Raw genomic sequence first — 26,701 nt, 5'->3', positions numbered from 1 at the left:
GCTTTATAATTTTCGTCGAATGAAACATGTATATACATGCTATGTCAACGCACTTCGCGACGAGAATTGTGCGTCGCAGCTGAAACGTGGTCATGCGTCAGATGGAGGCGAGGAAACCGCCGTCGACGGGAAGGCAATGGCCGGTGATGTAGCCGGCCGCATCGCTGGCGAGAAACACGACGGCGCCCCCGACATCGGCTGCTTCGCCAAAGCGGCGCTGCGGAATCCTCGTCAGCATGCGCGCCTGCCAGTCCTCGTTCTGATAGAAGCCGTCGGTCATCGCTGTCCTGAAATAGCCGGGGGCGACCGCGTTCACGCGAATGCCGGCCTCGGCCCATTCGGCGGCGAGCGCGCGGGTCATCCCGAGAAGGCCGGATTTGGATGAGCCGTAGGGGACGGCGGTGGGAACGCCGACAAAGGAGGTCAGCGAGCAGAGATTGATGATGCTGCCGCCGGTCTCCTGCTTGGACATCCGCTTCGCCGCCGCCTGCGACCAGAAAAACGCGCCCTTGAGATTGGTTCCGACAATGCGGTCCCACAGCGCCTCGTCCACATCGAGCGAAGGTGCGACCTGCTCGATGCCGGCATTATTGACGAGGATGTCGATCCCCCCGGTGAGCGCGCAGGCCTGCTCCAGCGCGGCATCGATAGAGGTCAGGTCGCTGACATCTTGCGCGACGGCGATACACCGGACACCCCGGCCTTCGACCTTGGTCTTCGTATCCTGCAGCGACGCCAGCTCTCTCGCAGTGATGCAGAGGTCGGCACCCGCATCCGCCAGAGCCAGAGCAATCGCCTGGCCAAGGCCACGGCTGGCGCCGGTCACGACGGCGACCCGCCCCTTCAGATTGAATGAATGTCCGGACATTTGATCCCTCCGATGTTTCACCGAGGAAAGCATCTTTCCGCGATCATATCTATACATGTAGCGGTCTTGGCTGATGGCGCCGCCGTCACTGGCCCTCGTCGGGGATGTTCAGCAGATGTCCGCAAGCCTTGCAATGCACGGCATCGGCATCATGGCGCTGCAGGCCACATTGCGGGCAGGGGAAGTTGACCTTGTAGGGCCGAACGACCGCCTGCGCGAGGCGTACGAAAAGCGAAATGCCGACGATCATCGTGACAATCGATGTCAGCTTTCCCATCACACCGGGCAAGGTGATGTCGCCGAAGCCCGTCGTCGTGACCGTCGCCACGGTGAAATACAGGGCATCCACGAAGCCTTCCCAGCCGCCCTGGCCGTAGAAGAACGTCGTGTAGACAAAGCCGGTGACGATGAACAGGAAGACCACGAGGTTGACGCAGGCGCGCACGATATCCAGCAGATGCGCGCAGCCGAGCCGCCGCAATCCTTCCTTCAGAAACGGGCTGTTGCCGATCGCCCAGATCCGCATGGCGCGCAGGAAGGTGAAGTTGAACAGCAGATCCGGAAGCAGCAGGGTCGCAAGGATGAAGAGATCGATCCAGCTCATCGGCCGCTTCACGAAAGCCCTCACGCTGCCGGCGAGAATGGCCTGGGCGATCAGTTCGATCGTCACCCACACGGCGATCATGTAGTCGATGATGAGATAGGAAGGCCCCGTTCTCAGATAAGGACCGAAGAGAAAGAAGGCCAGGATGGCGAGATCGACGAAGGCAAGCAGACCCTGCAGCTGAAGCGAACGGATATCCCTTCCGCGTTGCAGCCAGTTCAGTTGTTTTCGGAGTTTCTTGACGATGCCGCCAGCATCGCCTGAATCGGTATGCGTGTTGCTCATGCGCCAGAACTATCAACCGCTTTCAGCTTTTCAACCGCGAACCCGCCGCAGGGGCAAAATCCCGGCTCCGACGCGGCCGCTTCCATGGAATATCGGCAACCACGGCGTGTCGCTTGCCTTGATCCTGCCACGCTGACGACATTTGCGTGTTACATCGGTGTAGTATTCCCCTTTGCAACAAAGGAGTGTGCCATGCAGGACATGACCATGTCGGAAGTCTTGAGGGATCCGATGATCCGCCAGATGCTGCGGGCCGATCGGATCAGCCTCGGCGTTTTCGCTGAACTGCTCGAAACGGCGGCCAAGAAGCGCGCCCATGCCTTTTCCGCAAGTGGAACAGCTGCGTTTTGCGCCGGAATGCTTGCCGAACGGGCCGAAACGCAGGGCAAGGCGTAGTCTTGAGCCGACGTTTGCCGGAGGCCGATCCTCGGGCGTCGAAATAGAAGAATTGGAAATAAGAACCCGTCCCCGCCCCGCGGGGACGGGTTTACCGATCCGTAACCCCACGGACCACGGTGTTTGGGACCGCTGTCCGTTTGATGGCATTCCTTCATGTTGCCATGCAACTGAAAGTACGTTGCTTGGTTAGCTGGTAAGGTTACCAGCCAAGCGATGGGGACAATAGCTGTGTTGAAGGCAATGCTGCCTGCCAAAGCTTGCATCCGCCGTCCCGACGTCGCCGGATGTAAGATCGGCTTCGTTGCGTCGCGGTTTAGATGCGCTGCTGTGTGGCCTTGTCGAAGAAATGCACGTTCGGCGATCTCAACGAGAGCCTGACGACCTGGCCCGGCGTCAGGTCTGCGCGCTCACGCATGACCCAGGTAATCTCCTTGCCTTCGACCTCGAGCGCGATATGCGTCTCCGACCCTGTCGGTTCCACCACGCTGACGGTCGCCGGCACGCCGCCGTCTTGCGCGAACGCAAGGTCCTCAGGGCGAATACCGACGATGACGTCGCGGCCATCGGCGTTCGTAGCACCTTGCGAGAGTTCGACCTGTTGACCCGATGCCAGCGTTAGCCGCGGCTTGTCGCCGCCCGTCAACTTGCCTTCGAGGAAGTTCATTGCCGGTGAGCCCATGAAGCCGGCGACGAAGACATTCCGCGGTCGGTCGTACAGCTCGAGCGGCGTGCCGATCTGCTCGACCTTGCCGCCCTGCAGCACGACGATCTTGTCGGCCATGGTCATGGCTTCGATCTGGTCGTGCGTGACGTAGACGATCGTGGTCTTCAGGCGCTGATGCAGTGCCTTGATTTCCGCGCGCATCTTGACGCGCAGCTTGGCGTCGAGGTTCGACAGCGGCTCGTCGAAGAGGAACACCTTCGGATCGCGCACGATGGCGCGGCCCATGGCAACGCGCTGGCGCTGGCCGCCGGACAGCTGCGCCGGCTTGCGGCCAAGCAGCGGCTGGAGGCCGAGAATCCTTGCGGCCTCGCCGACCTTCCTGTCGATCTCCGCCTTCTTCGCGCCGGCGAGTTCCAGCGCGAAGCCCATGTTCTGCGCCACCGTCATCTGCGGATAGAGCGCGTAGTTCTGGAACACCATCGCGATATCGCGATCCTTGGGCTGCAGATTGTTGACGACGCGACCGCCGATCGAAATCTCGCCGCCGGTGATCTCCTCCAGCCCGGCGATCATTCTGAGCAGGGTCGACTTTCCGCATCCGGACGGGCCAACGAGAATGACGAACTCGCCATCGGCGATGTCGACGTCCACGCCATGAATGATGTCGACGGCGCCGTAGGACTTCCTGACGTTTCTAATGGCCAATCCGGACATGGAATTCCTCCCTTTGAGACCTGCTCAACGCTTGCTGCGTACGCGAAGTGCCAGATATGGTTTGCCCGGCAGCTCAACGCCGAATGCGGCGTCCGCCTTGCCGCCGCGCACGATCGCGCCGTGGCGCGTCGGGTGCGGGATCGGTGCTTCCACCTTCTTCGCGGGCGTGATCGTCATGTTCCACGTGTCGATGATATCGACGTCGTAGTTGTCGCCATCCTTCGGGAAACCCGAGGACCAGACGACGGGCTGATGCTCGCCGAGATAGATGTAGCGCAGGTCGCTGGCGCCATCGCGCACGCCGGAAACGCGGGTCCATGGCCACTCGCCGACGGCGCCCATTGGGTCAAGGCCGTGTGTTACGTCCTGCTCCAAGAGATCGCGGAAAAAGCCGATGCGCTTCCACGCTTCGCCGCGCAGTTCGCCGCCCTTGGCCCACCAGATCAGGTCGTCGGGGTGCGAATAGGTCTCGCCATGTCCGGCATAGCCGCCGCGCGTTACGGTGATCCAGAAACGATGCACCAGTTCCTGCGCGGTCAGGTTGCCCCAGCACTGAACGATGTTGCCTTCATATTCCGGCTCGTCGTTGACGACGGGCTTGCCGTAGGCGTCGCGCCAGGTCTGCGTCAGCTTGACGTCGGGATTCTGGATGCAGGTATGCGTAACCCATGGCTTACGGTGATCGAAGTTCATCGACACTTCGCCGTTATGGATGGACTTCAGGTGCTGGTAGGGATCGTTTTCCTCAATAATATGGAAATAGCGGTCCCACTGCGCGACCGGCTTGGTGTCGATCAGGAAGTCGTATTCGTTGGCGAGCGCCCACCAGACGTTACGATAGGCGGCAAGGCGCGCCGCGAGATAGGCGACATAGCGGAAGTCCTGCTCGGCCGACATGTCCGCGTAACCCCAGCGATCGTAGGGGTGGAACATGATGATGTCGGCCTCGATGCCGAGCGCGCAAAGGGCGGCGACCTGCTGTTCGAAATGGCGGAACATGACAGGGTTCGGGCGATCGAAATCTTCCTTGCCGTCGGCGCCCTTCTCGAAGGAGGGGTAAAGCGGTTCGTTGGTATTATACGGGTAATCCTTGGGGAACACGCCCATGCGGATCTTGTTGAAACCGGCGGTCTTCAGTGTCTCGAGCGTCTGCGCCTGCATGTCGAGCGGCTGGTGCGTCCAAGCGTAGCATGTCGTGCCGAAGGAGAGGAACGGCTTGCCGTCGGCATAGGCGAAATGGAACTTGTTGCGCACGCGAACCGGGCCATGGTTGCCGGCAGACGGCGTGGTCGCGACGAACGCGCCGGTCTTGCCGTCGAGTTCAGCCGTCCGCGAGCGCGTCTTGAACGACCATTCACCCTCGATATCAGGCATGAAGCGGACGCGGTAGACGCCATCGCCATCATAGAAGCCCGGCACGCGGACTTCGCGGCTCTTGTGGGTGAAGACGGCGTCGAGGCTCACGTCGAGATAGGGATTGCCGCCGGACGGGCCGTTGAAGGCCGCTTCGAACACACCCCATTTTTCGACTGTTGCTATGGACATGAAGGATCTCCTCGAAAGACTTTGAATTTCGGTCGCTCAGCCCTTGACCGCACCAGAGGTGAGGCCGGAGACGAAGTACCGTTGGAAAATGAGATAGACGAGCGTCGCGGGCAGCACCGTCATGACGATAGCGGCATTCAACTGGCCGTAGTCGCTGGAGAACTGGCCCTGAAAGGACATCAGCCCAAGCGGCAGCGTCCACATGTGCTGATCCTGGAGAAGGACGAGCGCCATCGCGAATTCGTTCCAGGTGGAGACGAAATCGAGGATCAGCAGCGCGGCCAGAACCGGCAGGCAGACCGGCAGGAAGATGCGCCGGAAGATGGTGAAGTGGGTGGCGCCGTCGATCAGCGCGGCCTCGGACAGCTCCTTCGGCAGGCCCTTGAAGAAGCCGTGCAGGATGAAAACCTGGTAGGGAACGCCGAACGCGATGTAGGGCAGGATGACGCCGGGATACGTGTCGATCAGGCCGAACGAATTGACCAGCGTGAACAGCGGCGCCAGCATAACCTGGAACGGGATCATGGTGCCGAAGACGACGACGAGCAGCAGGAGCTTGCTTATTCTCATCTTGATCTTCGCCAGCGCATAGGCCGCCATCGCCGAGATGGCGAGGCCCAGCGGCACCTTGACGACGGTGATGATCACGCTGTTCATCAGGGACTCGGCGAAATTGCCGCGGCTCCACGCACTGCTGTAGTTCTCGAAGGCGAACTCGACCGGCGGCATGAAGGCACCGGTGCTGGTCACCGCCGCCTTCGTCTTCAGCGATGTGAAGACGATGAAGACGAACGGGGCGAACCAGATCAAGGCGACGATGATGAGCGCGATCCAGAGGCCAATCAGAACCGGGTCACGGCCCGGCTTGTTCGTGGCGGCGATGGTTTCAGACGCAGAGATCGGTCCTGTCGATGTCATCGTCATTGTTCGGTGTCCTCATGCTTCTGTGTCCAGCGCAGGTACGGCACGACGATCGCGATGGTGATCAGCAGCAGCACGACCGAGATGGCGGCGCCGCGTCCGAAGTCGAAGATCTGCATTGCCTGCGTGAAGGCCCAGAGCGCCAGCATCTGCGTGGATTGTGCCGGTCCGCCGCCGGTCAGGCCGTACACGATATCGAATGCCTTCAGCGACGAGATGATCGAGAGAACGAGCACGATGGTCATCGTGGTGCGAAGCGCCGGGAAGGTCACATGCTTGAAGATCGCCCAGCGGCCGGCGCCGTCGATGCGGGCCGCCTCGACCAGCGTCTGCGATACGTTCTGAAGTCCGGCTAGGAAGAGAACCATTGAAAAGCCGACGGACTGCCAGAGATAGGCGACGAAAACCGAGTAGAGCGCGATGTTCTTGTCGCCGAGCCAGTCCTTGATCCACATCTGCAGGCCCATATTGGTCATCAGCTGGCTGAACAGGCCGAAGAAGGGGTCGTACATCCACTTCCACATCGTCGCGACCGCGATCGGCGCGATGATGACAGGAAGATAAAAAATGGCGCGAAACGTATTGCGGCCGAAGATCTTCTGGTTGAGCGTCAAGGCCAGCAGCAGGCCGACCATCGGCGGAAAGACCACCGACATGATGGTCCAGATGACCGTGTTCTTGAAAGCGACCCAGAACACCGGATCACGCGTGAAGATATACTGGTAGTTCGCCAGGCCTACGAATGGGCGCTGCGGATCAAGACCGTTCCACTTCTGGAAGCTGAGAACCACGACGTTCAGCATCGGGTAGACCGCGAAGACCGCGTAGATCGCCATGGCGGGCGCCAACAGCAGCAGTGCCTGGAACCGCGGATCATGTGTTCGGTTTTTCAATGACATGGGTATCTGCTCCGCGCGACGTGTGTCTGGCGAGTGGCATTGGACGAGTGGTCGGTCCCCGATTGTGGGGACCGACCGATGTCCCGGGAGGACTTAGGTACGACCGGCTATGAACGTCTGCAGCTGCTTGGCTGCATCGGCCGGCGCCGTGTTGCCGGCGGCGACGTCATTGATCACGCGGAAATATTCGGTCGTGACGTCAAGCGGGAAGGCCTGGTCGCCGTTCATGTAGACCTTGCCGTAGGTCTTGAAGACGTCGAGCCATTCGGCTTCCAGCGGCTTCAGATTGGCATACTGGACGTTCTTGTTGACCGATGTCGAGCTGATCTGGCCGACGAGATCCTGCTGGACCTTGGTCGAAAGGAAGTAGTCGAGGAACTTCGCGGCGAGATCGGGATTCGGGCTCTTGGTGCTGATGTAGTTGTATTCGGCAAAACCGTAGAGCCGCTGCGTGTTGGTCGGGAACGGGAACATGCCGTAATCGTCGAGATTGGCGCCGCTTGTTTCCAGCTGGCTGACCAGCCAGTCGCCTTCCAGCATCATCGCCGCGCGTCCCGCCGTGAACAGGCTATAGGACTGCTTGTTGTCGATGCCCATGAAAGGCTGCAGCGTATAGTCCTTCGTCCACTTCGCGAATTCCGTGAAGGCGTCGGTGGCGCAAGCCTCGGTGGACCAGTCGGCCTTCATCGACTTCAGCGCATCGTGCTTTTCGGCGCCGCACTTCGTTTCCAGGATGACGTCCATCAGGCGCATGACGTGCCAGTTGACCGATCCGCCGAAGGTGAAGGCGGGAATGCCGGCTGCCTTCAGCTTCTCAGCGTCGGCGAGAAACTCTTCATAGGTCTTCGGCTCTTCGGTGATGCCGGCCTGCTGGAACAGCTTCTTGTTGTAGTAGACGGCTTCGCCCTTGAAGGTGAAGGGCACGCCCTGCTTGCCGCCGGGATAGAGGTCGGCGAAGGCCGCGGCCGCGGGCAGAAGCTCATCGTTCCACTTGTATTCGGTATAGTATTTGTCGAGCGGCGCCGAGAGGCCGGCTTTCACATATTCACCGCCGAGGCCAAGGCCTGCCCAGCTGAAATAGATGTCGGGACCCTTGTTCGAACCGGCCGCGACGCGCAACGCGGTCTTGTGTTCGTCGATGCCGCGCTGAACGATCTCGACCTTCGTGCCGGGATTGGCGGCCTCGAAGTCGGTTGCGACCTTCTTGAGCGCGACATTGGCGGCGTTGTTGTCGAAGTTGAGTGTCCAGAGCGTCAGGTCTTCCGCTTTCAGGCTCGTCGCGGTGATCGCGAGCACGGATAGCGTAGCCAGAAGTGTGGTCTTCATCGTCATTAAACCCTCCCTTGAGCGGTCCTCTCCGCTGATGGTTACAATTCCGAAAATTCCTGCGGCTGTCAATACTTATTTCGTGCTCGAACAAAGTCGATTGCATTTCCTCCTTTGTTTCGGCTTAATAGGTTAAGTTGCACGATTTTTCTCATGAAACAGGCCGCAATAGTTTCCTCCAAGAAATATGTTGCGAGCAAGCGGCGAGTCAGTGCTATTGCACCGGGAGGAGCGATGAATGGTTGGCATCAGGGAACTTTTCGAGGATCAGGCTTCGCCGGCCGGGCGCATCGTGCGCGCTATCGCGGCGATCGGGTCCGCCACCGCCACGCAGCTGGTAAAGTCGACGGGGCTCGCGCGATCGACCGTATCCACGCTTCTCACGGAGCTGAAAGACGGCGGCATCGTCCTTGACATGGATACCAAGAGCAACGGTTTCGGACGGCCGTCGCAGCTGTTGTCGCTGAACCCGGCGGCGGGTCGTTGCGCCGGCGTGCTCCTTGGGCTCGGCGAAATCCGGATCGCCATCTGCGACCTCGCCCACACCGTGTTGTCCGACATCTGGTTCGCGATGGACAAGGACTATACGCCTCAAGATGCCGCCAGATGCGTGCGCTCCAGTCTGGAAGAGCAATGCGCTCTGCTCGGTGTCGATATGTCCGAGCTGCTGGGCGTCGGCTTGGCGATTTCCGCGCCGGTCTCCTACGATGGTGAAATTCTCAACGGCTCCATTCTGCCGACATGGTGCGGGACCAATATCGCCGCCGTATTTTCCGAGCAGCTCGGCTGTCCCATCCATGTCGAGAACGAGAGCCATTGCGGGGCGCTCGCGGAAATGACGTGGGGCGCCGCGGTGGGCGAACCGAATTTCGTCCTGTTCAAGTTCGATCTCGGCATCGGCGGCGCCATCGTCATCGACGGCACCGTGCAGCGCGGCGCTCACGGATATGCCGCCGAGTTCGGCCACATGTCGCTTGATCCGCGCGGACCGCCATGTCGCTGCGGCAATCGCGGTTGTCTGGAGACTTTCGCCGGCGGGTTTCAGCTGCTCAGATATGCCGAGCAATCCTTCGGAGAGACAATCAGCATAGAACAGTTCGTGGAACGTGCCCGAAATGGCGAGGCCGCCTATGCGCGGCTTGTCGATGATGCGGCCGAGATGGCAGGCTGGGGAATGGGGATCGCCTTCACCATCCTCAATCCGCCCCTGTTCATCATCGCCGGTAAACTGGCCGAGGTGGGCGAGAGTTTCATCAATGGTCTCGAGCGCAGCTTCGCCCGCCATTCCGTCGCTCCTCCCGCGCATTCGCCGGAAAAGCGCAAGCCTCGCTTCGTCGTGGGTACCTTCCGCGGCAACGACGACACGGTCATGGGGGCGGTGGCGCTCGTACTCAGGCAACACGGACGCATCACCAGCGAGGTTTCGCCCGCGTCCTGATTGCCTGGACGGGATTTCAGCGGACGCTGGTTGCACTGGCAACACGGCTTTCACGCCGGTCGTCCGGTTTGTCGGGTCTGGAAAGTTATCGCTAGACTTTCCAGACATCGGCTCACTCCGAAAGCGCGACTGAGGTCGCCTGATAAGGTGAAAGCGTCAGCACGCCGCCCATCAGCGCGTCGGAAAGCCTCAGCGAGCCGAGATCGACCTCCTGGTCGTTGCCGGTGATATTGATGATCCAGAGCGTTGCGCCCGCCGCTGTCTTCGTCGCGAACGCCAGAACGTGCGAGGGGTTGGAGGATATGCATTCCCTCCATTCGGCGCCGGCGAGACCGGCGAGCGTCTTGACCGCGTTGAAGAGCGGACGGCGCCCATCGGCGGCGAAGGGTTCATCCTTGCCGGGGAGAAGGCCGAAACTTCCCGTCAAAGCCGAGAGTGTCAGGCATTCGAGCTCGGCGTCCAGCACCTTTGCGACATAGGCCATTGCGAAGGCTTCCGCGAAAAGCCCGTTGTGACGCGGGTCGGTGTTGGCCATCGGTATGCGGGCGCCCTTGGGATTGTCCATGGTTCGGCTGCCATAGGGGTTTTGCCGCATGGGAATGGTCGATGGGCCGATGCGATAGGGCTTGTCGCCATAGATGGCGCGGACCGATCGCGTGATGAAGGGCAGGGCTTCCAATGTCTGCATGACGCTGAGGTCGTCGGCGGCGTGCACGATCGGATTGGTGCAATGGCTGATGAAGGAAAGCGGCGCGGAAGGAACGCGCTTGCGATTGAGCTCGGTGAAATAGCTGAGCATGCCGCCGCCGACGCGGACATCGCGGAATGCCGCATGCGCGGCCGCGTAGACTTCTTCCAGCGGCGGGCATTCCGGCCATTTGCTGCCCGGTGGGGTGGATTGACGATCGACCGATGGCGAGATGATGATCGCGTCGGGCTTGAAGCCGGCATCGCGCATCTGCGTTGCGATCAGATTGGTCTCGTCGAGGAGCGGCTGCTTGCATGTCAGCGCGATCTCCAGCGTCGAAGTGCCGGAATGATGCTTGGCGACCTCGGCGAAGCGCTCGAAGGCCGCCGCCCCATGCTCCGCCGCCGGATCGAAATGGAAGAGAAGTTCCTGCGGCCTGATCTCGTCGAGCACGGCGCTTGCCCTGACCACGGCGTCCGCTTCCTCAGGTGTTACGATAACGCCGATCGCAGGCATCCGCCCACGCCGCTCGCCGAGCGTGAGTGTCGTCGGCGATGAGTGGCCGTTCGTGGTCGTGGCCGATGTATTCGGGCGCTTGTCGGCGATGTCGAGCACGATGCGCTGCTTGACCGTTTCGCCTGCGGGAATCTGGTAGGGCCAGGGCAGGGCGAGTGGTCGCACGTAGGTCTTGTAGGACGCATCCGACCAGTTGCGCTGGTCTTCCATCTCGAAGACGTCGCCTTCCATGCCGCACCGCGCCGTCACGTTGGTCATGACGGTGTGGGTGATCGCGCTCATGTTCATGAACGGCTGCCACGGTTCGATCAGATCGGGAAACCGCGTCTCGACGCGCTTTCCATCGGCATGCTCGACCGCGACGGGCGCCCCCGCGACGCCGACGATCGGGTGGAGAATGCAAAAGCCGCAGCGGTTCGTTTCAAAACCGGTGCCGGAGAGCGCATCCGCCTCGAAGATCAGCGGCGCGCCGGCTTCCGCCGAGATGCGCACGCCGATCGCGAGTTCGGTCGCGTCGGGACCCTTGCAAACGGCGGTGTAGCGGACAGAAAAACCCTCGCCTTGCTGTTCGATGATCAGGTCGGCGATGTCGGGCGCATAGGTGCCCCAATCGCGATCACGCACGAGATACGAGACGGCGCGCAGCACTTCCACGCCGTCATAGGCGATCGTGCGCAGATTGCCGTCGCTGAGATCCGCGGTCAGTCGGCCGGCGGTGAGGCGGATCGGCTTCTGTTCTAGCGCATGCGTGCCGTAGATCCTGAAGCTGTCGGACGACGTGCTCATCGCAGCATCGCCTTGACATCGACCGTCTGGCCGCTGGCGGCGCTGTCATAGGCAGCCTCGACGAGCGCGAAGGTCTTGAGGTTGTCGGCGCCCGCGGTCGAGGTCTCGCCGCCGGCCGCGAGCCGCTCGGCCCAATGCTGCTGGATGGCGTAGACGCTTTCCTGGATATTGTGCCAGGGGCGGGATGCCCAGGAGAGCAGCGTCGGCGACACGTCCGAGACCTCGGTTCCGCTCTTGCCCGTGACTTCGAGCTTGTAACCCTGCGACAGGCGGATGCTGCCTTCGGTGCCGTCGAGTTCGATCAGCGTTTCGGGGAAGGGTTCGGTCGAGAGCTTCGAGGCATAGCTGACATCGACGATGGAAGTCGCGCCGTTTTCATGGTCGAGCAAGATGGTTGCGACATCCTCGCCCTTGATCCTGGGATTGACCCGTTTCGTGCGGGCGCTGAGCGCCGCCACGTCACCCAGAATGTAGCGGGCGATGTCGAGCGTATGGATGCCGAGGTCCTCGATGATGAAACGCTCGCCTTCCGCCAAGTAGGGCTGTCCGGAGAAGACATCGTAGCCCGAACGGAACGAGAAGCGGCCCCAGAACGGCTGGCCGATCGTGCCGGCCTCCAGAACCTTCTTCACGGCCTGGATCGGCGTCTGCCAACGGAAGTTTTCGTGCACCATCAAGGGCAGTCCGGCTTCGGCGCAAACCTTGACCATGGCCTTGGCGTCGTCGAGCGTCTTTGCGAATGGCTTCTGGCAGATCGCCGGCACCTTGTGCGCGGCGGCCATCTCGACCAGGGCGCGATGGCTCTGGACGGTGGTCGCGATGTCGACGAAATCGAAGCCGCCGTCGGCGAACATCTCGGCGGCATCGCTGTAGCGTCTGCCGATGCCGAACTGGTCGCCGACGATCCGCAGCCGCTCGGGATCGCGATCGCAGATCGCCACGATCGAAGCCCCGGCCACGTCCTGCCACGCATGCATCTGGTTGACCGCGAAAAAGCCGCAGCCGATGAGTGCGCCATTCAATTCCGTCATTGCTTAACCTGCCTTTGCCATTTGCATGAGAGTCACGCGCTGTTGCAGACGGCGCTGCGCCTGGTCCACGACCACCGCGATAATAATGACCAGCCCCTTGATGACCATCTGCCAGAAGGACGACACACCCATCATGACCAGTCCGTCCGACAGGATGCCGATGACGAAGGCGCCGATGATCGTGCCGCCGATCGTCCCACGTCCACCTGACATGGAAGTCCCGCCCAAGACCGCCGCAGCGATCGCGTTCAGTTCGAAGCTTTCACCGGTTGCCGGATGCGAAGCCATCAGCTGCGACGAGATGATGAGGCCGACGATCGCCGCGCACAGGCCCGAGAACATGTAGACGAAGATCTTCACCACATCGACGCGGATGCCGGACATGCGCGCCGCGCGCTCATTGCCACCGACCGCGAAGATATGCCGGCCGATCGGCGTCGAGTGCGCCACGTAGGCGGCAAGTAGGGCGAGCACGATCAGAATCCAGATGGAGACAGGCAAGCCCAGCACGCTGCCGGCGCCTAGTACGTCGAAGCCCGTTGTCGCGTATTCGGGACGACCGACGAGATTTGGAAAGGTACGGCCGTCGGAGGAGAGCAGCGCGAGGCCGCGGGCGATATAAAGCGTCCCGAGCGTCGCGATGAAAGGCGCGACGTTGAGCTTGGTGATCAACAGGCCGTTGATCAGGCCGATCGCCAGGCCGACGGCAAGCGTGATCAGCACGATCTCGTAGATGTTGAAGAAGATCGTGTAGCCGATCGGCAGCGCCACGCCATTGAGGATCAGCGCGCCGGCGACCATGCCGCACAGGCCGACGATCGAGCCGACCGAAAGGTCGATACCGCCGGTAATAATGACGAATGTCATGCCCATGGCCAGGAAGGCGTTGAGCGCGACGTGTTTCGACATCAGGATCATGTTGGCCGTGGAGGTGAAATTCGGCGCGAAGATCGCGAAGAAGATGATCACGGCGAAAAGGGCGATGAAGGTTCTGAGCTTCATCAGCGTGAGGAGAATGGAGCCGTTCGATCGCTTGGCCCCGAATGTGGAAGAGGTGTCCGCCGTCATGACGCGAGCTTTCCTTGGTGTCCGTGACCTTTGGCAGATGCCGCGATGATAGCCTCTTCCGTTGCTTCGCTTCTGTCGAAGACGGCGACCAGCTTGCCGTTGCTGAGAACGGCGATGCGGTCGGAAAGGGCCATGACCTCTTCAAGGTCGGAGGTTGAAAACAATATTGCGAGGCCCTTGGCGGCCAGTCTGCGCATGGTGCGGAACACGTCCGCCTTGGCGCCGACGTCGATGCCGCGGCTGGGCTCGTCCATCAGCAGAACCTTCGGATTGGTCATCAGCGCCTTACCGATGACCACCTTCTGCTGGTTGCCGCCGGACATCGAGGTGACCTCGAATTCCGGGTTTGGCGCCTTGATCGACAGATCGCGGATCATGTCGTTGATGCCCTGCTTTTCGGCATTGGCCTTGATGTGAAAGATCCGCGTGAAGCGATCGAGGCTTGCGAGCGTCAGGTTGCTGGCGATCGAGAGTACCTGCACCAGACCCTCACGCTGACGGTCCTCGGGTATGAGGGCAAGGCCTTTCTTGATCCGTCCGGTGGTGTCTTGCGCGCGCACCTCCTGGCCGTCGATGAAGATCTTGCCGGTGGAGTGCCTGTGGCTGCCGATCACGCATTCGAAGAACTCGCTGCGTCCCGCCCCCATCAGGCCGTAAATGCCGAGGATCTCGCCCGCCCGCACCGAGAGCGATACATGATCGACAGCGAGCCCGCCGGTTCTGCGCGGCAGGCTGATGTCCTCGGCGCGAAAGGCCTCCGGGCCGAATTCATGTTCCGCCGCCTTGGCGAAATCCTTGGCGTCCGAACCGATCATCGAGCGGACGATCCACTTGGTGTCGATGTCGCGGACCATCGCATGGCCGGTGATCTGGCCATCGCGCAGCACGGTGATGTAGTCACCGATCCGCATCAGCTCTTCCAGCCGGTGCGAGATGTAGACGATGGCGACACCCTGCGCCTTCAATTCGGCGATGACCTTGAACAGGATCTCGACCTCGGCGGCCGAAAGCGCCGATGTCGGTTCGTCCATGATCAGGATCCGGGCGTTGAGCGACATCGCCTTGGCGATCTCGACCAACTGCTGCTGGCCGATCGGCAGATCCTCGACCATGGTTTCGGCGTTGATGCCGGCGTCCAGGCGGTCCAGAAACGCGTTCGCCTTTTCGATCTGCGCCCTGTGGTCGATGCCGCGTATGCCGCGGGTAATCTCACGGGTGGCGAAGATGTTTTCGGCCACAGACATGTTGGCGAACAGGTTGAGCTCCTGGAAGATCATGCCGATGCCGTGCGCCTGCGCGTCGGCCGGACTGTCGAAGGAGACCGTTTCGCCATCGAGGATGATGCGTCCAAGCGTTGGCCGCTCGACGCCGGCGATGATCTTCATCAGCGTCGATTTTCCGGCGCCGTTCTCGCCGACCAGCACATTGACCGCACCGCGCCTGAGTTCGAGGTCAGCGCGCTTGACGGCCACGATGCCGGAATAGACCTTCGACACCTCCTCGAGGCGCAGGATGACGTCGTGTTCGATCGTTTCGCCCATCGTTACGGCCCCACCGTCAGTTCGGCCGGCGTGATCAGCGGCAATTGTCCGGATGCCGGCAGCGGAAAGGCGCCGGTAACCGTCACCGTCTTGCCGGCCAATCCGTCGCGCGGCAGCGGCGCCAGAAGGGTGGTATTGATCTTCTCGTTGAACGCCTTGCCGAATTGCGCCCACTCGATCTGATTTTTGAATTCGTTGAAATTGACGAATTCAAGCGTGTCGCGCAGCGCCGTTCCGCGCACGGCGGGGCCGATCTGCACCTTCGCGTCGGCCTTGCCGTCGCCATCGGCGTCCACGTCGATCGTGGCCGCGCGCGAGGCGGTGTCGGCCGCGACGACCTTGCCGCTCAGTTTGACCGCATAGGTCCACGGCGCGCTCGCCTGCTTGCGGGTGTTGCCGAATTTTTCGCCGGCCTGGTCCGGGCTGGACGCGGCAAGCGCCACGACGTCCTTCAGCTCGCCGGCGCGCTTCTGCACATAGGGAATTGCCTGCGATTGCCAGATGGCCTCGACTTTCGCCGCGGGATCGAAAGCGTTCTTGGCGGTCTCCGCCGCCGTTTCTTCCGCCGTCGGCGTTTTGATGATTTTGCAGCCCGGCAGTGCCATCGCAAGCAATGCGATCACGACCGCGCTTCTGACCCTCGCCATCCACGAAACTCCAATCTTATGGAATAGGATAAAGAACGAAGAGCGCCGATGATCGCGCTCTTCGTCACTGGTCTCAAGCCGTTATTACTTGCTGAGCGCGAAGGTCTCGAGCTTGCCGGCGTTGTCAGCGTTGATGAGAATGCAATCCATCAGCTGCTTCTCTTCCTTGGGAAGAGTCTTGTTCTTGATGTAGGCGTCGGCCTGTTCGACAGCCATTTGTGCCTGTGCGTAGGCGGGCTGCAGAACGGTGGCCTTGATGCCGCCGGACTTGATGGAGTCGCGGACGTCGTTGGAGCCGTCGAAGCCGACGACGATCACGTCCTTGCGGCCGGCGGCCTGGAGCGCGGCGATCGCGCCCATGGCCATCGTGTCGTTGCCGGAGATGACGCCCTGGATATCCGGGTTGGCCTGCAGGATGGTTTCCATCTTGGCGTAGGCTTCCGTCTGGCTCCAGTTGGCCGACTGCTTGGCAACCGACTTCATGTCCGGATAGTCGCCGATGACGTCGTTATAGCCCTGCGAGCGGATGCCGGCATTGGTGTCGGACTCCTTGCCGACGAGCTCGACATAATTGCCCTTCTCGCCCATCAGCTTGACGAATTCCTGCGCGCCGAGCTGGGCGCCCTGGTAGTTGTTGGAAACGATCTGCGCGGCGGCGACGCCCGTGGCGTTGATTTCGCGGTCGATGAGGAAGGACGGAATACCCGCGTCCTTGGCCTTCTTCACGGCGGCAACGGTGGCGTCAGCGCCGGCGTTGTCGAGAATGATGGCCTTCGCACCGCGGCCGATGGCGGTGTCGATCATCTGGGATTGCTTGTTGGCGTCGTCGTCATGGGTCATGACGAGCGTTTCATAGCCCAGTTCCTTCGCCTTGGCTTCGGCGCCGACGGCTTCAGCCTTGAAGAACGGGTTGTCGTGTGCGGGGGTGATGATGGCGATCAGGTCCGCCGCGAAAGCGGGCATGGCAACGCCAAGTGCAAGCGCGCTGGCAAAGGCAGCGACGGTCAGTCTACGTGTCAGTCTCATGGTTTCCTCCCAAAAAGAGCCCTGTTCCCAGCAGGGCGGTGAAAGGGGAGGGGTTGCCCCCTCCCGGGATCGGTATCAGGTGATACGCTTGATGCTGTCAGCGATCTCCTGCGGTTCGAAAACGCGCTTCCAGTCGTCCTTCATCAGGGCGGGAATGCCGAATTCGATAGCCTTGTTGCAAGCGTCCGAGAACACGCCCTGGACTTCGCCGAAGATGACAGCGCCGAGCACGTTCAGGTGGCCGAGAAGGAAGTCGCGGGCGGCTTCTTCCGGAACGCCGCGTGCGACGCACTCATCCATGGCCTGCTTCATGACGACGAGCAGCGAGGCGGCAACGGTTTCCGACAGACCCGGCTCCAGCATCGCCATCTGCTCGACGGTGACGCGGTGCGAGCGCATGACCGGCGCCCAGATCGTCTTGGCGACTTCTTCGCCGACGGCGTAGGCTTCTTCCGGACCCTGCATCAGAGCCGAAACGATGTGCTGCTTGGCGAAGAGACCGCCGAAGTGGTCCTTCTTGGCCTGCATGTCGGTTTCGTCGTTGAAGATCGGCGGGTGGCACGGATGCGTGACGAAATACGTCAGATCAGGACGGTCCGGGAAGTGGCCAGCGAACGGCGCCGCCGCGTCGAGCGCGATGACCATGGTGCCGGCCTTGAGCTTGTCGGAGATGCCTGCGGCAACCTTGCCGATATGCGTGTCCGGAACGGCCAGGATAACGACGTCGGCGCCGTCAAGCGCAACGTCCACGTCCACGGTCGAAAGGCCGAGGTCGTCCTTGAGGCGTGCCTTGCCGACATCGCTGATTTCGACGTGGCGAACGTCGTAGCGCGAACCCTTGAGGTTTTTCGCAAGCCGGTAGCCCATTTTGCCGCCGGCGCCGAACAGAGCAATGGAAGTCATGTTTCCTCACTTCGTGTTTTGCTGGAATTGTTAACGTTGCTGGTATGATGAGTCAATCACCACGCCAGGATAAGTATTACTTAACCGCATCAAGCCTGTTGATGGCGTCGACATTGCCCGCGGAAGCGCCCTTCGGGTCGAATTCGGATGCAAGCCAGGTGTCGACGATCGACTTGGCAAGTTCCGGGCCGATGACGCGCGCGCCCATCGTGATGATCTGCGCATTGTTGGACTTCGCGGCGCGCTCCGCCGAGTATGTGTCGTGCGTCAGCGCGGCGCGGATGCCGGGAACCTTGTTGGCCGAAATCGAGACGCCGATGCCGGTTCCGCAGATCAGGATGCCGCGCTCATGCTGGCCGTCGACGATGGTCTGCGCGAGGTTCTGCGACAGGTCGGCGTAGAAGCCGGACTGGCTGAGATCGTGCACTTCGAGGCCCGCCTTGGTGGCGAGATGGGCGGCGATCACGTCAAGCAAGGGCTTGCCGGCGCTATCCGCTCCGATTGCGATTTTCATGGTCTGTGTCCTTTCAATCATTCGGGGGCTGGATGAGGGATTGGTCGCTGCGATCAGATGACCGCGGCGACGCGCTTCAGAATGTCGAGATAGCCTTCGACGGCCCAGGCAGAGCGACCGATGAACAGCCCGTCGATGTGCGGCTGCGTGATCAGTTCCTCGCAATTCTGAGGATTGACGCTGCCGCCGTAGAGAACCGGAACCGCGCGACCGAGCGCCTTGGCGGCCACGTCGGCGATGCGAGCGTGGCGTTCGTCGGCGTAATCGGCGGTCGCCGGAATGCCGTTCACGCCGATTGCCCAGACCGGTTCGTAGGCAAGAAGAATTTCCGCACTCTTGCCAACGCCGGAAACGCGCGCCAGCGCGCCTTCCACCTGGCGCTTGAGTACGGCGTCGGCATCACCGGCATTGCGTTCGCTCAGCGTCTCGCCGATGCAGATCAGCGGGATCAGGCCGTGGTTGACGGCGCTTTCGACCTTCAGGCCGACGGTTTCGTCTGTCTCGCCGAAGTGCTCGCGACGCTCGGAATGGCCGAGTTCGACGATGTCGAGGTTGCAATCCTTCAGCATCGGGGCCGAGATTTCGCCGGTCCAGGCGCCGGCCGCGTCCCAATGCATGTTCTGTGCGCCGACCTTCACCGAGCTATCGGCAAGGGCCTTCTTGACTTCGCGCACCGCCGTGAACGGCGGGATGACGAAGCGCTGGATATCCGCGTGGCGATCGCCATCGGCGGCTGCGAGCTTTTCGGCGAAGGAGAGAGCTTCGCCGAGCGTCTTGTTCATCTTGAAGCTGGTGCCAACCCAGTAGCGCATGTTCAAGTCCTTCGTCCGTCGCGGATCTGTGCGAAATAGCCGTCGGTTCCGACCTGGCCGCCCTTGAGCGCGATCTGCAGCCCGTTGGTCGGCGCGTAGTTGCCGTGCGCGGTGCAGAGTGGCGAACCGGGGGTCTGCGGCAATGGCAGCAGCGTCGTCAGAGCATCGACGCGCAGTTCCTGCAGCGCGTGGCTCGATGTGTCGCCGCCGGCGATGACCGCGCGCGGCAACTTCTCGGTTTCGATCAACCGGCGCAGGATCGTGCCGAGAGCCGAGCCGAGGCGGTGGCGCGATCCGGGGATACGATCGATATCGGTGCCCTTGTCCGACGATGAGCCGAGCGCCGTGTGCAGAATGACGCTGCGGCCGTCCTTGAGGCGCTGGACGCCTTCCGTGACCGCCGCATCGATGGCGCGATCACCGCTTTCGCCGACGAGATCCAGCGGATCGACGGCGATGCCGTCGAAGCCGTTTTCCGTCGCGTTGCGGATCTGCCGTTCGGTGGTGGGCGATACGCTTCCGGAGACGACGGCGAGGCGATCGACCTTGCCCGGCTCGGCGAAGGTTGTCGGTTCGCCGAGCAGGCCTTCGGCCTTCCATGCCTGCAGCAATGCGTATTCGACGCCCGAGGAACCGGCCGTAAACAGGCCTCCTTCGCGCTTCGCCCGCCAGATCTGACGGCCCGCCAAAGCCTGAGACGGGGCACTATCCACATCGATCAGCAGGATGCCGTCGAGCTCCGCCATCGTCTTGTCGACACGCTGGTCGGCATCGGCTGCCGATATCGTCACGAGATCGGCGAGCGCCACGGGCAGCGCTGTCTGCTTGCCGAGATGTAAAGTGAGGTCCGCTTCCGCCATCGGTGTGACCGGATGGCGGCTCATGACCGGATGGCGATCGATACGGTAGTAACGATCCTGGTAAGCGGCAAAGAGATTGCCGAAAGCCGTGAAGCGCTTCAGCTGCGGCGCGCCGACGACGACAGGCACGACCGGCTGGCCGTAGAGCGCCTTGCCGATTTCGATCGCCTTGCCGATGTTGCCGATCGCGGGGCTGGAATCGAAGGTTGAGCAGACCTTGTAATGGCAGATGTCGGCGTCGAGCGCCTTCAGCCATTCGAAGATCGCCGGCAGATGCTTCTCCATCCACTCAGGCGTCTCGCTGCGGCTGGTGCCGGCAATGCCGAAGGCGCGGTAATCGGCGAAACGCTTGGCGGTCTCGGTGCTGGGGATGCCGAGAAACAGCACGGTTGGCACGCCGTTGGAGGCGAGCGCCTCCATGACGTCGGCCGAGCCGGTGAAATCGTCACCGTAATAGGTAAGCAGAGGTTTGGTCATGGTCTCAAGCTGCCTTGCCGTCGCCGAATTTCGCGATCGAGGCCGCGAGTTCCGGATGATCCTTGGCGTATTCGTCGAGCGGGATGTCGGCGACCGCCGCCTGCCAGGCCTGCTGCACGGCGCGCACGCCAGCCGCCGGGCCGCCGGGATGGCTGACGATGCCGCCGCCGCATAGATAGAGCAGATCGGTGGTGCGGCCGGTGCGGTTATAGGTGTCCGGCGCCTGGCCACCCCACTGGCCGGAGCCTGCGACGGGAAGCGGGCAGTCGGCCTTGCTGAACAGCGGCGTGCTGACGGCCTTGAAGGATTCGACGAAGCTTTCGTCCGGCTCCCAATACTTGATGCGGATGCCGTTGATCTGGAACTGGTCGACGCCGAGCAGGCGCCAGAACTGCTGGTAGACCTTGAAATCGAGGCCGGCGCCCGGATCGCGGGTCAGGATATCCCAGCCGTTGCGATGAGCATGCAGCACGAGGCCCGACCGCTTGCGCAGGAAGCTCATGCCGCCGAAGCCGATCGAGTTGATGTTGACGACGGCGCAGTTGCCGCCGGCCTTCAGGACGAGATCGTGATTGCGCATCATCTCGTCGGGATCGGCATGCGAGATGCCGAAGGCGTACATGACCTTCTTGCCGGTCTTCTGCTCGTGATCGAGGATCTTCGGCATGATCGCCTCGACGCGCTCCTTGAGCGGCGAATAGGCCGGGCTCATCAGCTTTTCGTCATCCTTGATGAAATCGACGCCGGACTCGATCAGTTCACCGACGAGTTCCGCTGTCTCATGCGGGCGCAGGCCGAGCGCCGGCTTGACGATCGTGCCGATGATCGGCCGACCCTCGACGCCGGTCAGCCGGCGGCTGCCGGGCAGGCCGAATTGCGGGCCGGGATGGGCGGAGGCAAAGGCTTCCGGCAATTTCATGTCGACGATACGGATGCCGGTCATGCCCTTGATCGAAAAGACGCCGCCGATCGCGATCGTCATCAGGGCGGAGAGATCGGTGCCGATCGCGTCCATCGGGAAGGCGATATCGGCATCGGCGCGGTGAATGGGGCCGCTGCCGGGTGCTACTTCCGGCCAGGTCGGGTATTCCGCATCGGGCAGGTGACGGATGGCGATAACGCGTGCCGCGACGCGGGCCTTCAGCTCTTCCGTCTCGCCGGGAACGGGGACGAACGTGCCGGTCGACTGATCGCTCGCGATCTTGGCGGCCATGGCCTCGACGCTGCCGGTCGTTTCGATGCGGTAGGTGACTGTGATCATCATGAGGTTTCGTTGCTCCTCCTGCCTCGGCCGAAAGTTTGCCATGGCGTCAACTCGTGAACTGGTATAATGAGTATTCCAATTTCTGCAACGAAAATTTTTTGAAGGAACCACAGACCGATTTCAGACGACGGCCTTTCTTGCCGTAACGCTAGCATGCATAAAGGAGGGATATTGTGAGCCAGCGAGACACCATGAGCCAGCCAATCGAACAGATCGTGCGTCGTAAACTATCCGATGAGGTTTTCGATCGACTGGAGAGAATGATCACGTCGGGTGAGCTTCGCCCCGGCGACGAAATGCCTTCGGAGCGGGTGCTGATGGAGCGCTTCGGGGTTGGAAGGCCGGCGATCCGGGAGGCGATGCAGTCGCTGGCCAACATGGGATTGGTCAATATCTCGCACGGAGAGCGCGCCAAGGTTCTGCAACTGACCGCCAAGTCGATTTTCCGCCAGGTCGACCTGACGGCCAAGATCATGCTGGCGCAGTCCGCCGACTCGCTCGACCATCTGAAGAGTTCACGCATATTCTTCGAACGCGGCATGGCGCGCGAAGCGGCGGTCAAGGCAACGCCCGCCGACATCGATGACCTTCGCGACATCGTCGAGGAGCAGCGCCGGTCGCTCGGCAGCGCGGAGGAATTCATCGCCGCCGACATGCAGTTCCATACGCGGATCGCGCAGATCTCGGGCAACCCGATCTTCGTCGCCGTGAGCGAGGCGATGCTGGCATGGCTGAAGGCCTACCACACGGACATGCTGATCTGGACCGGCAAGGAAAAATTCACGCTGGTCGAGCATGAACAGATACTCGACTGTCTGGCCGCCAACGATGCCAACGGCGCGGAAGCGGCGATCCTGAAGCACCTCGAGCGCTCCAGCGCGCTTTATAGCAACCGCGACTGACGTTTCTGGTTGTCGGCGTCTGAAGAGGTACGCGAATGCGTTTGATCACGGCCGCTCAGATAGCCGCAATCGGTCTGCGTCCATTCTCGGTTCAATGAAGCGTCAGCGTCTCGGGCCGATGCGGGTCGCGAAAGCGGAATTGCTCGATCAGTGTCATGGCTTGCTGCAGCAGGAACTCGGCGGCCTTGAGATCGGTATTCGCAAGTCCATGCACGCTGCCACGAATGGTCAGCGCCAGGTTACCCGAGCTCGCGGCGAAACTCGCATTGCCCTCTATCAATGCCTCCTTGGCACTGGTTTCAAGTGCATCGGCAACGGCGGCCAGGATATCCTGCCGTTCGCGGACACTCATCTGCACAATCGTCTTCGATCCCTTCATATGGACGACCCCCTTCCCTGAAAGGTGCGCGGCAACAGCCGCCGATAATGCTTGATGTAGGCGCGATCGGCGGTTCATCAATGTTCGCCCGTTTCTCTCCCACTCATGAGCCGAAAACATAAGTTCATGCCGAAATCATGATCTAATGCAGCCGTGGGCGCGGTGCTAGTTTGCTGGCTCGGGCGTATCCGGCGTGCTTGGGGCATATGGGAAGCATCGTGACTTCCGTCCCAGCGTGCCAAAGTCACGTCCCGCTCATACCGACGCAAGACGGCGAGCGCCGTCCTCAAGGAGCATAAGATGCAGAAGCGAATACTTGGAAAAAGCGGACTTGAAGTATCGGCCCTCGGCTTCGGCTGCATGGGCTTGAACTTCAGTTATGGCCACGCGCTGAGCACCGAGGATGGCGTGACGCTGGTCCGGCAGGCCGTCGAGCGTGGCGTGACCTTCTTCGACACCGCCGAGGTTTATGGACCCTACACCAACGAGGAGATCGTCGGCGAGGCGCTCCGGCCGGTGCGTGACCGGGTCGTGATCGCCACGAAGTTCGGCTTTAATATCGTCGACGGCAAGATGGCCGGCGTCAACAGCCGCCCCGAGCAGATCCGCAAGGCGGCCGAGGGGTCGCTGAAGCGCCTCGGCGTCGATGTCATCGACCTCCTCTATCAGCACCGGGTCGATCCCGCCGTGCCGATCGAGGACGTGGCCGGGACCGTCAAGGATCTGATCGCGGAAGGCAAGGTGAAGCACTTCGGCATGTCGGAGCCGGGCGCACAGACCGTACGGCGCGCCCATGCGGTGCAGCCGGTCGCCGCGCTGCAGAACGAATACTCGCTGTGGACGCGCGGGCCGGAGACCAACGGCATTCTCGAAGCCTGCGAGGAACTGGGCATCGCGCTGGTTGCCTATAGCCCGCTTGGCAAGGGCTTCCTGACCGGCGCGATGACCAGGGACACGAAGATCGGCGAGGGCGACTTCCGAAAGCTGCTGCCGCGCTTCACGCCCCAGGCAATGGCGAAAAACCAGGCACTGGTCGATCTTCTGAAGCGCATCGCCGAAGACAAGAAGGCGACACCGGCACAGATCGCCCTGGCCTGGCTGCTGGCTCGAAAGCCCTGGATCGTACCGATCCCGGGCACCACGAAGCTGCATCGTCTCGAGGAAAATCTCGGCGCGACGGACATCGCGCTGAGCTCCGACGATCTCGTACGCATCGAAACCGCCGCGGCCGCCATTCGGGTCGAGGGCGAGCGGTATCCCGAGCAGCTGATGAAGACGACAGGTCTCTAGGATACGGGCCTGAATTGGAACATGGAAACGGTGCGCCTCGGGTGCGCCGTTTCCGCGTCAACAAGCTGGCTGTCTCGGCTAGATTCGTTCGGCGAGGAAATCGATGAGCGCCCGGATGCGGCTGGCCAAATGCGGGTGGCCGGGGTAAACGGCGTGAATATGCTCGATATCTCCTGGGTTGAACGCCTCCAGCACCGGTACGAGGCGACCGTCGTCGATGTACTCCTGCACGTGAAACCTGCCCACCCGGATAAGCCCGACGCCCGCCAGGCAAAGACTGCGAATGGTCGGCCCGTTGTTCACTTCGACATTGCCATGGACCGCCTTTGAGAAGCTCTGCCCGGTTGCGGGGTCTCGAAACGGCCACTCTTCCCATGTCTGCCGGAAGTTGAATGTCATGCAGTTGTGCCGGTGGAGATCGGCCGGCTTCTCCGGGTTTCCCATGCGTTCGAGATAGCCGGGGGCCGCCACCACAACGCGCCGGCTGTCCATCAGCTTGCGGGCCTTCAACGACGTGTCTCGCAGATTGCCAGAGCGGATCGCGACATCGGCGCGCTCCTCGACGATGTCGATCATGCCGTCGGTCAGGGAGAGGTCGAGCTGGACGTTCGGGTAGCGGGCGAGGAACTCCGGCACCAGCGGCACGACATGGCGTACCCCGAAGGCCACCGAAGCGCTGACCCGCAACCGTCCGCGCGGCGCGACCTCGCCGCCTGTCGACACGATCTGTTCGGCCTCCTTGATATCCTCGAGAATGCGCTGCGCGCGCTCGAGATAGACCTCGCCCTCCGGCGTCAGCTGCAGGCTGCGCGTGGTCCGGACCACCAGACGGGTCTTGAGGCGCTCCTCCAGCCGGCTCACCAGCTTGCTGACCGCCGAAGGCGACATGCGCAGCAACCGCCCCGCGGCTGAAAAGCTCTGCAGCCTCGCCGTATGCACGAAGACTTCCATTTCGCCGACGGTGTTGTCCACTTGCCTGTTCCTGTGAATTAAATTCATAACTGTTGAGGAAATATAGCCGCTTATCGCGGTAATGTCAGTGGGCCATATTTCAGCCATCCCAACTCGCCGCTTGTCGGCATCGTCAATGGATGGATTCACAATGCCCCTTGCCCTTTTTGCCTTGACGGTCGCGGCCTACGCGATCGGCACGACGGAGTTCGTCATCGTCGGGCTCCTGCCCACAGTCGCCAATGATCTGCAGATCGATCTGCCGCTCGCCGGCCTGATCGTCAGCGTCTACGCGCTCGGCGTCACCTTCGGTGCGCCGATCCTCACCGCGCTGACCGGTCGCCTTGATCGCAAGCTGCTGCTTCTCGGCCTGATGGCCCTTTTTATCCTCGGCAACACGATGGCAGCGCTCAGCCCGGGCTACGCACCTCTGCTCGTCGCCCGTGTTCTCTCCGCCTTCGCGCACGGCGTCTTTTTCTCGGTCGGCTCCACCATCGCCGCGGATCTCGTTCCCGAAGACAAGCGCGCCTCGGCCATTGCCATGATGTTCATGGGATTGACGGTGGCGATCGTAACCGGCGTTCCGCTTGGTACGCTCATCGGCCAGACCTTCGGCTGGCGCGCGACGTTCGCGGCCGTCGCCGGCCTCGGTGTCATCGCCTTCGCGGGTCTCTGGATCCTTCTGCCGGCAAACCTCAAGAAGGCGCCTGCGACGACGATCACCGAGCAGGTCAAGGTTCTCGGCAGCGGCCGTCTGCTTGTTGTCTTCGCCATGACCGCTCTCGGTTACGGCGGCACCTTCGTCACCTTCACCTTCCTGGCCTCGATCCTTGAGCAGGTAACCGGTTTCCAGGCGTCGAGCGTCAGCCTGATCCTGGTGCTCTACGGCATCGCTATCGCCATCGGCAACATCATAGGCGGGCGCTTGGCGAACCGCGATCCGATCAAGGCTCTTGCCTGGCTCTTCACGGCGCAGGCCATCGTTCTCGCCATCTTCAGCTTCACCGCCGTGTCGCCATGGCTGACGATCCCGACACTCGCGGCCCTCGGCTTCCTGTCCTTCGCCAATGTGCCGGGCCTGCAGATCTATGTCGTGCAGCTCGCAGGCGTGGTTCGCCCTGCAGCGGTCGACGTCGCTTCGGCCTTGAATATCGCCGCCTTCAATCTCGGCATCGCCGCGGGCGCCTGGGTCGGCGGCCTCGTGGTCGCCTCGTCGCTCGGCCTGGGGGCCACGCCATGGGTCGGCGCCATCTTCGTCGTCGGAGCTCTTGTTCTCACGCTCTGGAGCGGCGCGCTGGACCGACGGACGCTTCCATCGACCAAGACCGCTGCCTCCGCGGCCTGAGGCCATTAGCCTGTTGAAACAAGGAGCGGGGGGATCTT

General features: G+C 61.9%; 25 protein-coding genes. 5 read left to right on the top strand and 20 right to left on the bottom strand.

Annotated elements, in window-relative coordinates; translation table 11 throughout:
• Positions 1-97: 97 nt before the first annotated feature.
• Positions 98-868, bottom strand: a complete 771-nt coding sequence (locus GGQ67_RS01555) for an SDR family NAD(P)-dependent oxidoreductase (RefSeq protein WP_183898416.1) — start codon at positions 866-868, stop codon at positions 98-100.
• A gap of 85 nt (positions 869-953) precedes the next feature.
• Positions 954-1,757, bottom strand: coding sequence for a potassium channel family protein (locus GGQ67_RS01550; RefSeq protein WP_183898415.1), 804 nt, complete (start codon positions 1,755-1,757; stop codon positions 954-956).
• Between the two features lie 192 nt (positions 1,758-1,949).
• Between GGQ67_RS01550 and GGQ67_RS01545 the strand changes: the two genes are divergently transcribed.
• The gene (locus GGQ67_RS01545) at positions 1,950-2,153 is read left to right on the top strand and encodes a hypothetical protein (RefSeq protein ID WP_183898414.1); all 204 of its coding nucleotides are present in this window, start codon (positions 1,950-1,952) and stop codon (positions 2,151-2,153) included.
• 316 nt (positions 2,154-2,469) lie between these two features.
• Here GGQ67_RS01545 and GGQ67_RS01540 read toward each other — a convergent pair whose 3' ends face one another.
• From GGQ67_RS01540 to GGQ67_RS01520, 5 genes are all read right to left on the bottom strand, one after another.
• Positions 2,470-3,534 carry an ABC transporter ATP-binding protein gene (locus GGQ67_RS01540; protein ID WP_183898413.1) on the bottom strand — a complete coding sequence of 355 codons (1,065 nt, stop codon included), beginning with the start codon at positions 3,532-3,534 and terminating at the stop codon, positions 2,470-2,472.
• A gap of 24 nt (positions 3,535-3,558) precedes the next feature.
• The gene (locus GGQ67_RS01535) at positions 3,559-5,079 is read right to left on the bottom strand and encodes a DUF5060 domain-containing protein (RefSeq protein WP_183898412.1); all 1,521 of its coding nucleotides are present in this window, start codon (positions 5,077-5,079) and stop codon (positions 3,559-3,561) included.
• Between the two features lie 36 nt (positions 5,080-5,115).
• On the bottom strand, positions 5,116-5,997 hold the full coding sequence (locus GGQ67_RS01530; protein WP_246400092.1) for a carbohydrate ABC transporter permease: 882 nt from the start codon (positions 5,995-5,997) through the stop codon (positions 5,116-5,118).
• A gap of 2 nt (positions 5,998-5,999) precedes the next feature.
• Positions 6,000-6,899 carry a carbohydrate ABC transporter permease gene (locus GGQ67_RS01525; protein WP_183898410.1) on the bottom strand — a complete coding sequence of 300 codons (900 nt, stop codon included), beginning with the start codon at positions 6,897-6,899 and terminating at the stop codon, positions 6,000-6,002.
• A 93-nt stretch (positions 6,900-6,992) separates the two neighbouring features.
• Entirely contained in the window at positions 6,993-8,231 is a 1,239-nt protein-coding gene (locus GGQ67_RS01520) for an ABC transporter substrate-binding protein (RefSeq protein WP_183898409.1), read from the bottom strand.
• A gap of 232 nt (positions 8,232-8,463) precedes the next feature.
• Here GGQ67_RS01520 and GGQ67_RS01515 point away from each other — a divergent pair, with 232 nt between their 5' ends.
• Complete coding sequence (locus GGQ67_RS01515; RefSeq protein WP_183898408.1) at positions 8,464-9,663, top strand: ROK family transcriptional regulator; 1,200 nt, start codon at positions 8,464-8,466, stop codon at positions 9,661-9,663.
• A gap of 112 nt (positions 9,664-9,775) precedes the next feature.
• Here the strand turns inward: GGQ67_RS01515 and apnL are convergent, their stop codons facing one another.
• From apnL to oiaX, 11 genes are all read right to left on the bottom strand, one after another.
• Complete coding sequence (gene apnL, locus GGQ67_RS01510) at positions 9,776-11,653, bottom strand: D-apionate lactonase (RefSeq protein WP_183898407.1); 1,878 nt, start codon at positions 11,651-11,653, stop codon at positions 9,776-9,778.
• Positions 11,650-12,684 (bottom strand): Gfo/Idh/MocA family protein, encoded by a 1,035-nt coding sequence (locus GGQ67_RS01505; RefSeq protein ID WP_183898406.1) that lies wholly within the window; start codon positions 12,682-12,684, stop codon positions 11,650-11,652. The genes apnL and GGQ67_RS01505 overlap by 4 nt, the downstream gene beginning before the upstream one ends.
• Before the next feature lie 3 nt (positions 12,685-12,687).
• On the bottom strand, positions 12,688-13,752 hold the full coding sequence (locus GGQ67_RS01500; RefSeq protein ID WP_183898405.1) for an ABC transporter permease: 1,065 nt from the start codon (positions 13,750-13,752) through the stop codon (positions 12,688-12,690).
• Positions 13,749-15,293 (bottom strand): sugar ABC transporter ATP-binding protein, encoded by a 1,545-nt coding sequence (locus tag GGQ67_RS01495; protein ID WP_183898404.1) that lies wholly within the window; start codon positions 15,291-15,293, stop codon positions 13,749-13,751. The genes GGQ67_RS01500 and GGQ67_RS01495 overlap by 4 nt, the downstream gene beginning before the upstream one ends.
• A gap of 2 nt (positions 15,294-15,295) precedes the next feature.
• A complete protein-coding gene (locus tag GGQ67_RS01490; protein ID WP_183898403.1) occupies positions 15,296-15,940 on the bottom strand; it encodes a DUF2291 family protein in 645 nt (214 codons plus the stop codon).
• Between the two features lie 84 nt (positions 15,941-16,024).
• Positions 16,025-16,966, bottom strand: a complete 942-nt coding sequence (locus GGQ67_RS01485) for a D-ribose ABC transporter substrate-binding protein (RefSeq protein WP_183898402.1) — start codon at positions 16,964-16,966, stop codon at positions 16,025-16,027.
• Positions 16,967-17,041: 75 nt separating this feature from the next.
• Positions 17,042-17,869 (bottom strand): phosphogluconate dehydrogenase C-terminal domain-containing protein, encoded by an 828-nt coding sequence (locus tag GGQ67_RS01480; protein WP_183898401.1) that lies wholly within the window; start codon positions 17,867-17,869, stop codon positions 17,042-17,044.
• Between the two features lie 76 nt (positions 17,870-17,945).
• Positions 17,946-18,383, bottom strand: coding sequence for a D-erythrulose-4-phosphate isomerase (gene derI / locus GGQ67_RS01475; RefSeq protein ID WP_183898400.1), 438 nt, complete (start codon positions 18,381-18,383; stop codon positions 17,946-17,948).
• Between the two features lie 53 nt (positions 18,384-18,436).
• Positions 18,437-19,195, bottom strand: coding sequence for a triose-phosphate isomerase (locus GGQ67_RS01470; protein WP_183898399.1), 759 nt, complete (start codon positions 19,193-19,195; stop codon positions 18,437-18,439).
• A gap of 2 nt (positions 19,196-19,197) precedes the next feature.
• On the bottom strand, positions 19,198-20,532 hold the full coding sequence (locus GGQ67_RS01465) for a four-carbon acid sugar kinase family protein (protein WP_183898398.1): 1,335 nt from the start codon (positions 20,530-20,532) through the stop codon (positions 19,198-19,200).
• Between the two features lie 4 nt (positions 20,533-20,536).
• Positions 20,537-21,796: a 3-oxo-isoapionate-4-phosphate decarboxylase OiaX gene (oiaX, locus tag GGQ67_RS01460; protein WP_183898397.1), complete on the bottom strand. Its 1,260-nt coding sequence runs from the start codon at positions 21,794-21,796 to the stop codon at positions 20,537-20,539.
• Between the two features lie 191 nt (positions 21,797-21,987).
• Here oiaX and GGQ67_RS01455 point away from each other — a divergent pair, with 191 nt between their 5' ends.
• Positions 21,988-22,698, top strand: a complete 711-nt coding sequence (locus tag GGQ67_RS01455) for a transcriptional regulator NanR (RefSeq protein ID WP_183898855.1) — start codon at positions 21,988-21,990, stop codon at positions 22,696-22,698.
• 91 nt (positions 22,699-22,789) lie between these two features.
• Here the strand turns inward: GGQ67_RS01455 and GGQ67_RS01450 are convergent, their stop codons facing one another.
• On the bottom strand, positions 22,790-23,077 hold the full coding sequence (locus GGQ67_RS01450; RefSeq protein WP_047504423.1) for a hypothetical protein: 288 nt from the start codon (positions 23,075-23,077) through the stop codon (positions 22,790-22,792).
• Positions 23,078-23,377: 300 nt separating this feature from the next.
• Here GGQ67_RS01450 and GGQ67_RS01445 point away from each other — a divergent pair, with 300 nt between their 5' ends.
• Entirely contained in the window at positions 23,378-24,367 is a 990-nt protein-coding gene (locus GGQ67_RS01445) for an aldo/keto reductase (protein WP_183898396.1), read from the top strand.
• A 78-nt stretch (positions 24,368-24,445) separates the two neighbouring features.
• Here GGQ67_RS01445 and GGQ67_RS01440 read toward each other — a convergent pair whose 3' ends face one another.
• A complete protein-coding gene (locus GGQ67_RS01440) occupies positions 24,446-25,339 on the bottom strand; it encodes a LysR substrate-binding domain-containing protein (RefSeq protein WP_183898395.1) in 894 nt (297 codons plus the stop codon).
• Positions 25,340-25,469: 130 nt separating this feature from the next.
• On the opposite strand from GGQ67_RS01440, the gene GGQ67_RS01435 reads away from it, so the two are divergent.
• Positions 25,470-26,663: an MFS transporter gene (locus GGQ67_RS01435; protein ID WP_183898394.1), complete on the top strand. Its 1,194-nt coding sequence runs from the start codon at positions 25,470-25,472 to the stop codon at positions 26,661-26,663.
• Positions 26,664-26,701: the final 38 nt, after the last annotated feature.

Source organism: Rhizobium metallidurans (assembly GCF_014196505.1).
GTDB lineage: Bacteria > Pseudomonadota > Alphaproteobacteria > Rhizobiales > Rhizobiaceae > Rhizobium > Rhizobium metallidurans.
This window is presented reverse-complemented; position numbering and strand designations above follow the sequence as displayed.